Below are 5,704 nucleotides of genomic sequence, written 5' to 3'. Positions count from 1 at the left end.
GGTGCATGTTATGACCGCCGGAAGAATCGTGCGCTCTGGCGGCAAAGACCTGGCCGTCGAGCTCGAAGAGCACGGCTATACCGATACGCAGCAGTCCACCGTGCCGCGTGCGACACAGGTTGGGCAAACACCAGTCGGGGCCGTACGATGACCGTAGCGAGAGCAACTGGCGGAGTTCTTGCCGGCGTCGAACTCGAGCGCGACGGCCGCGATCCTAGTTGGCTCAGCGAGGCGCGGTTGAACGCCCTCGATTGGGTGGGCAGGCATGGCTTTCCGACCCACAAGGATGAGGACTGGAAGTACACCGCACTTGGCCCGATTCTGGCCCTTCCCTTCGACGCCGCCACCGCAACATCCGCCACCGCAACATCCGCCACCGCAACATCCGGCACCGTGGTCTCGGGCAGCCGCGTCAGTGCGGCCCTGATCGACGAAGCAGCGGTCGATCTCGGCGGGCCACGGCTGGTCTTCGTCAACGGACACTTTGCGGCTGAATTCTCCCGGGTGACGGGGCTGCCAAGCGGCGCCGTCGTTACGACTCTGGCCGCAGTGCTAGCGGCGGGGCCCGATCGACTTGAACCCTTCTTTGCACATACGCCTGGAGCACGTCACGCGTTCGCCGCATTCAACGACGCACTCGCCGAGGATGGCGCATTCATCCACTTGACCTCCGCCACAATCGTTGAGCAACCGATCCAACTCGTGTTCTTCTCCGACACCGGTGGGATCCCGCTGATCTCGAGTCCCAAGTCTGTGATAATCGCCGATCCCGGCTCGCGCGCGACGATCGTCGAGACCTACGCTGGAATCGATACCGACGTGTACTGCACCAACGCCGTCACCGAACTCGTTCTCGCCGAGGACGCGCAAATTGAGCATTACAAGGTTCAAAACGAGCCGGTGACCGCATTCCATGTCGCGCTGCTATCGGTGCGTCAGGGCCGCAACAGTCATTTCTCCTCGCGCTCGGTCATGCTTGGCGGCAGCATCGCCCGGCACGAAGTGCGGGTACTTCTGGACGGCAGCGGCGCGGAGGTCAGCCTCGATGGTGTCTACCTGCCCCAGGGTGATCAACTCCACGACAACACAATCTTCGTCGATCACGTAGCCACCAACACGACCAGCCACCAGCTCTATAAGGGGGTGCTGGACGGACGTTCACACGGGGTATTCAACGGCCGCATCATGGTTCGTCACGGCGCGGACGGAACCGATGCGAACCAGAAGAACAAGAATTTGCTACTCTCCGACCGCGCTGAGGTCGACACTAGACCAAGGCTGGAAATCTACACCGACGATGTGAAGTGCACGCACGGTGCGGCGGTTGGTCAAATGGATGATGAGGCGATCCTGTACTTGCGTGCCCGCGCCATACCGCTGGAGGATGCCCGCGGGCTCCTCATCTACGCGTTTGTGCACGAGATGGTGGACCGGATTGAATTGGAGCCTTTGCGCGCACAGTTGGAACGAGTGGTCGCTACCCGGTTCGCCAATGGCGCTGGCCAGGTCGGGCAATGAGGGCCGGTGGGACCATGACGGCCGGCTCAGGGATGGCTTCGACCAGTTCAGGCATCGCGGGTCTCTACCAGGAAATGATCATCGATCATGGGCGCCGGCCACGTAACTTTCGTAAAATCGACGGCGCGACCCGAACGGTAGAAGCTCTCAATCCGCTCTGTGGCGATCAGTTAACCCTCTCCGTTCAAGTCACCGACGGTGTTATCGCCGACGTTGCCTTCACGGGGAGCGGATGTACCATCTCCCAGGCTTCCGCCTCGCTGATGACCATGGCCGTCAAGGGTCTGCAACCCGAGGAGGCCCTGACGCTATTCGCTCGCGTCCACACCATGCTCACCAGCGAATCCGAGGACGAAGCGTCACTGGCCGGGGTGGGCAAACTTGCTGTGCTCTCGGGCGTGTGGGAATACCCGACTCGGGTCAAGTGCGCCTCCCTGGCGTGGCAGGCGTTACGCAACGCGCTCGAAGACGGCAACCGCCAGGACGAGAAAGGAATAACAGACCATGGACTCAGACCGGTACACGATCGTTGAACTTAGCCAGAGCTGCCAGGTGACGGTGATTCCGGGCGGGCAGCCGATGTTGCTCCAGGCTGGCGAACAGGTTGTCGTGACGCAGACCCTCGGTGAGAGCGTTACCGTTCAAACTGCAATGGGGTATCTCGTTCGCATCAGTGCCGCGGACTCGGCCGCGCTCGGATTGACCAGGTCGGCCGCAGAAACAGTGATCGAGAATGACGGTCCATTCGATCTGGACCAGGTGCTGGACCAGCTCAGGAACGTTTTCGACCCGGAAATCCCGATCAATGTCGTGGACTTGGGTCTGATCTACCTATGCCAAGCGGAGTTGCTCGCCGATGGCACCCACCGGGTCGAAGTTAAGATGTCCATGACCGCGCCGGGCTGCGGTATGGGCGATGTGCTCAAAAAGGATGCCCACACCGCGATCCAATCGGTTCCCGGTATCAGTGACATCGACATCGAGCTGGTCGGGGACCCGCCATGGGGCCAGGACCGAATGTCGGAGGCCGCTCGGCTTCAACTCGGAATGTACTAAAAGACAAGGCTGCCGCATGACCAGCAAATTTTTGAACAGGCCCGGCGCCGTCGAGTCTGCTGAGCCGGTCGATGCCGGCATCGCGGCCCATTACGGCAACGCGTTTTCAGAGCAGCGTGCCCTGGCTACCGGTACGGCGATTGTTGACCTCTCGCACCGGGCGGTCATCGCCGTCTCCGGCTCCGATCGGCGCAGTTGGATTGATTCGCTGTCCAGCCAGAGTGTCGCCAATCTGGCACCGGGCGAGTCCACAGAGACTCTGCTTTTGAATATGACCGGTCGGATCGACTACGCGGTTCGTCTTTTCGATGATGGGACCGACCTGTGGCTGCTTCTTGAGCGCGAACAAGCATCTGGGCTTCTCCTCTGGCTGGCCAGCATGAAATTTGCTTTGAGAGTGGAACTTACCGATCGTTCGTTGGAATTCGCGACAATCGGGAGCCTCGGCCGGCCGGAGCTTCCGGTAGCGGTACCGCATGGCCTACCGCTGATCTGGCACGACCCGTGGATGGGCGTTCGCCCGGGTGGATACCAGTACGCAGTCGCGACGCGACACCCGGCGGCAGACTGGACCTACAGTGAGACGTTGGTGCCTCGCGCCGCACTGGGCGGGATCGTCGGTTCCGATATTCCGGCCGCTGGACTGCACGCCCTGGAAGCGTTGCGCGTAGCGGCCTGGCGCCCACGTTTCTCTACCGAAGTCGATGACAAGTCGATTCCTCATGAGCTAGATTGGCTGCGCACCGCTGTGCATCTGAACAAGGGTGGCTATCGCGGCCAGCAGACGGTGGCCAAGGTTCACAACGTTGGCCATCCACCGCGCAGACTCGTCATGCTCTATCTGGATGGATTCGAGGGTGTCTTGCCGTCGCGCGGGGATCGTGTCATGGCACCGCATGGTGTTGGCCAGGACGGTGTTGGCCGGGGCTCGCTGGCCGATCCGTTCAAGAACGTTGGTCTGGTTACGTCGGTTGCCCGGCACTACGAATTGGGACCGGTCGCACTCGCAGTCATAAAACGCGGCACTGACGCGGCGGGTGATCTTCTCGTGAGGACCTGTATCGGAGACGTACCGGCCAGACAAGTGGTGATCGTACCGCCGGATGCCGGTGCCGTAGCCGCGGTTACGCTTCCTCGCCTGGCACGTCCAGCCGCGTGAGTGCAATATTGCTATGTCTGACGATCTACTAATGGGAATGGACACCGTGTGGCCGAAGTTCATGCACGTTTGAATCGAACGGCGCGACTGGATGCGCTTCCATTTACGAGGGAGCATCGCGGCGTGTTGGTCGGTTCCGGCTTTGGTTGGGCACTGGACGCCATGGACGTCGGGCTCATCTCCTTTGTCCTGGCCCAATTAGCGGTGCAGTGGAACGCGAGCGACCTAGAATTGTCTTGGGTCGCATCCGTCGGCTTTATCGGCATGGCCGTTGGCGCCGTCCTCGGAGGGCTTCTGGCCGATCGCATCGGTCGACGTCGGGTATTTGCACTCACCCTCCTCGTCTATGGACTCGCGACGGGAGCATCCGCCCTGTCCGGCTACATTGCCGTACTCATCGCCTGGCGATTCGTCGTCGGGCTCGGTCTCGGAGCGGAACTTCCGGTAGCGTCGACGCTGGTCAGCGAGTTTGCTCCGCCCCGAATTCGCGGTCGAATTATCGTCGTGCTCGAATCGTTCTGGGCCATCGGCTGGACCGTCTCCGCTGTGATCGGATTTCTCGTCGTTCCGTCATCAGAAAACGGATGGCGCTGGGCGTTGGCTGTCGGAGCGGCCCCGGCCATTTACTCGGTGGTCGTTCGGCTGCGTTTACCCGAGTCGGTGCGTTTTCTCGAGTCTCGTGGGCGTTTTATGGAAGCAGAGTCGACCGTTCAACGATTTGAGCACTCAGCCGGCGTGACGGTGCCACCCCCGGAATCGGCCGCAGTTATGAGCGGGGCAAGGTCAACGGCATCCGCTGCTCGACCACAGATGACCGCGCTGTTCGCGCGCGCGCTGCGAGGCCGGACCGCAGCCCTGTGGCTGGTCTGGTTCTGCGTGAATTTTTCCTACTACGGCGCCTTCATCTGGCTGCCGACCATTCTGGTTGCCTCGGGGTTTTCTCTCACTCGATCCTTTGCCTACACGCTCATCATTACCCTGGCCCAGCTACCGGGGTATGCCGCATCTGCCTACCTCATCGAACGCTGGGGCCGGCGCAGAACCCTCGCTGCGTTCCTCATTGGTTCCGCGCTTTCGGCCGCGTTGTTTGGCATGGCCGCAGAAACCAGCCAGGTGATTGGTGCTGGCATGTTGCTGTCGTTCTTTAACCTGGGCGCGTGGGGAGCGCTCTACGCCGTGACTCCGGAACTGTATCCCACCCGCATTCGCGCGACCGGGGCTGGCTGGGCGGCAGGCATCGGTCGGAGCGCTGCGATCCTGGCCCCGCTCGCCGTGCCTGGGTTGCGGGACACGGGCGGAACCGGTCTGCTCTTCACCGTGTTCGCAGCATTTTTCCTGGTCGCCGCACTGGGCGCATTCGGGCTTCCGGAGAAACGCGGCCAGGTCCTGATGGACTGACGCAGCATCGATTGGCTGACCAATAATTCCTGACCACAGCTCGCCCATTTGAGAGAGAAAAATTCACTATGACGTACGTTATTGCTCTTCCCTGCGTTGACGTGAAAGATCGAGCGTGCATTGACGAGTGCCCGGTTGATTGCATTTACGAAGGCGATCGTGCACTCTATATCCACCCCGACGAGTGCATCGACTGTGGCGCCTGCGAGCCGGTGTGCCCGGTGGAAGCCATTTTCTACGAGGACGACGTGCCTGAAAAGTGGGCGGAATATTACAAGGCCAACGTGGAATTCTTTGATGACATCGGATCACCCGGTGGAGCTTCGAAGACCGGAGTGATTCATAAGGACCATCCGATTATCGCTGCGCTTCCAGTGCAATTTCGGTCCTGAAATGACTGCACGCGCGATGATTGCAAACCTCACGATGGGGTCGGTCAAACACCCCGCGACCCAGAAATTTCCGCGACATTAACGTTGTGGGTCACAAGCCACTAGTGTCTTGCGTCGTAAATTCATTGGTTAAGTGTTATGATGAGTCATGTCGCGAACTGGACGCCCAAAGACTGAGCTG

At 60.7% G+C, this 5,704-nt stretch carries 6 protein-coding genes; all 6 read left to right on the top strand.

Going from position 1 to position 5,704, the window contains the following annotated elements; translation table 11 throughout:
* Positions 1-147: 147 nt before the first annotated feature.
* The 6 genes from sufD (at position 148) to fdxA (ending at position 5,523) form a co-directional block, all read left to right on the top strand.
* Complete coding sequence (sufD, locus tag CXY73_RS00435) at positions 148-1,518, top strand: Fe-S cluster assembly protein SufD (RefSeq protein ID WP_104176435.1); 1,371 nt, start codon at positions 148-150, stop codon at positions 1,516-1,518.
* 32 nt (positions 1,519-1,550) lie between these two features.
* A complete protein-coding gene (gene sufU, locus CXY73_RS00430) occupies positions 1,551-2,051 on the top strand; it encodes a Fe-S cluster assembly sulfur transfer protein SufU (protein ID WP_104134248.1) in 501 nt (166 codons plus the stop codon).
* A complete protein-coding gene (locus CXY73_RS00425; protein ID WP_104176434.1) occupies positions 2,023-2,574 on the top strand; it encodes an iron-sulfur cluster assembly protein in 552 nt (183 codons plus the stop codon). Before sufU ends, CXY73_RS00425 begins: the two co-directional genes overlap by 29 nt.
* A 16-nt stretch (positions 2,575-2,590) precedes the next feature.
* Entirely contained in the window at positions 2,591-3,733 is a 1,143-nt protein-coding gene (locus CXY73_RS00420) for a folate-binding protein YgfZ (RefSeq protein ID WP_104134250.1), read from the top strand.
* Between the two features lie 123 nt (positions 3,734-3,856).
* Positions 3,857-5,131 (top strand): MFS transporter, encoded by a 1,275-nt coding sequence (locus tag CXY73_RS00415; protein ID WP_304529278.1) that lies wholly within the window; start codon positions 3,857-3,859, stop codon positions 5,129-5,131.
* 68 nt (positions 5,132-5,199) lie between these two features.
* Positions 5,200-5,523 (top strand): ferredoxin, encoded by a 324-nt coding sequence (gene fdxA / locus CXY73_RS00410; protein ID WP_104134251.1) that lies wholly within the window; start codon positions 5,200-5,202, stop codon positions 5,521-5,523.
* Positions 5,524-5,704 lie beyond the last annotated feature (181 nt).

The organism is Cryobacterium sp. Y50, from assembly GCF_002929805.1.
Classification (GTDB): Bacteria; Actinomycetota; Actinomycetes; order Actinomycetales; family Microbacteriaceae; genus Cryobacterium.
The sequence above is the reverse complement of the archived record's forward strand: the minus strand, read 5'-3'. Positions and strand labels throughout refer to the sequence as shown.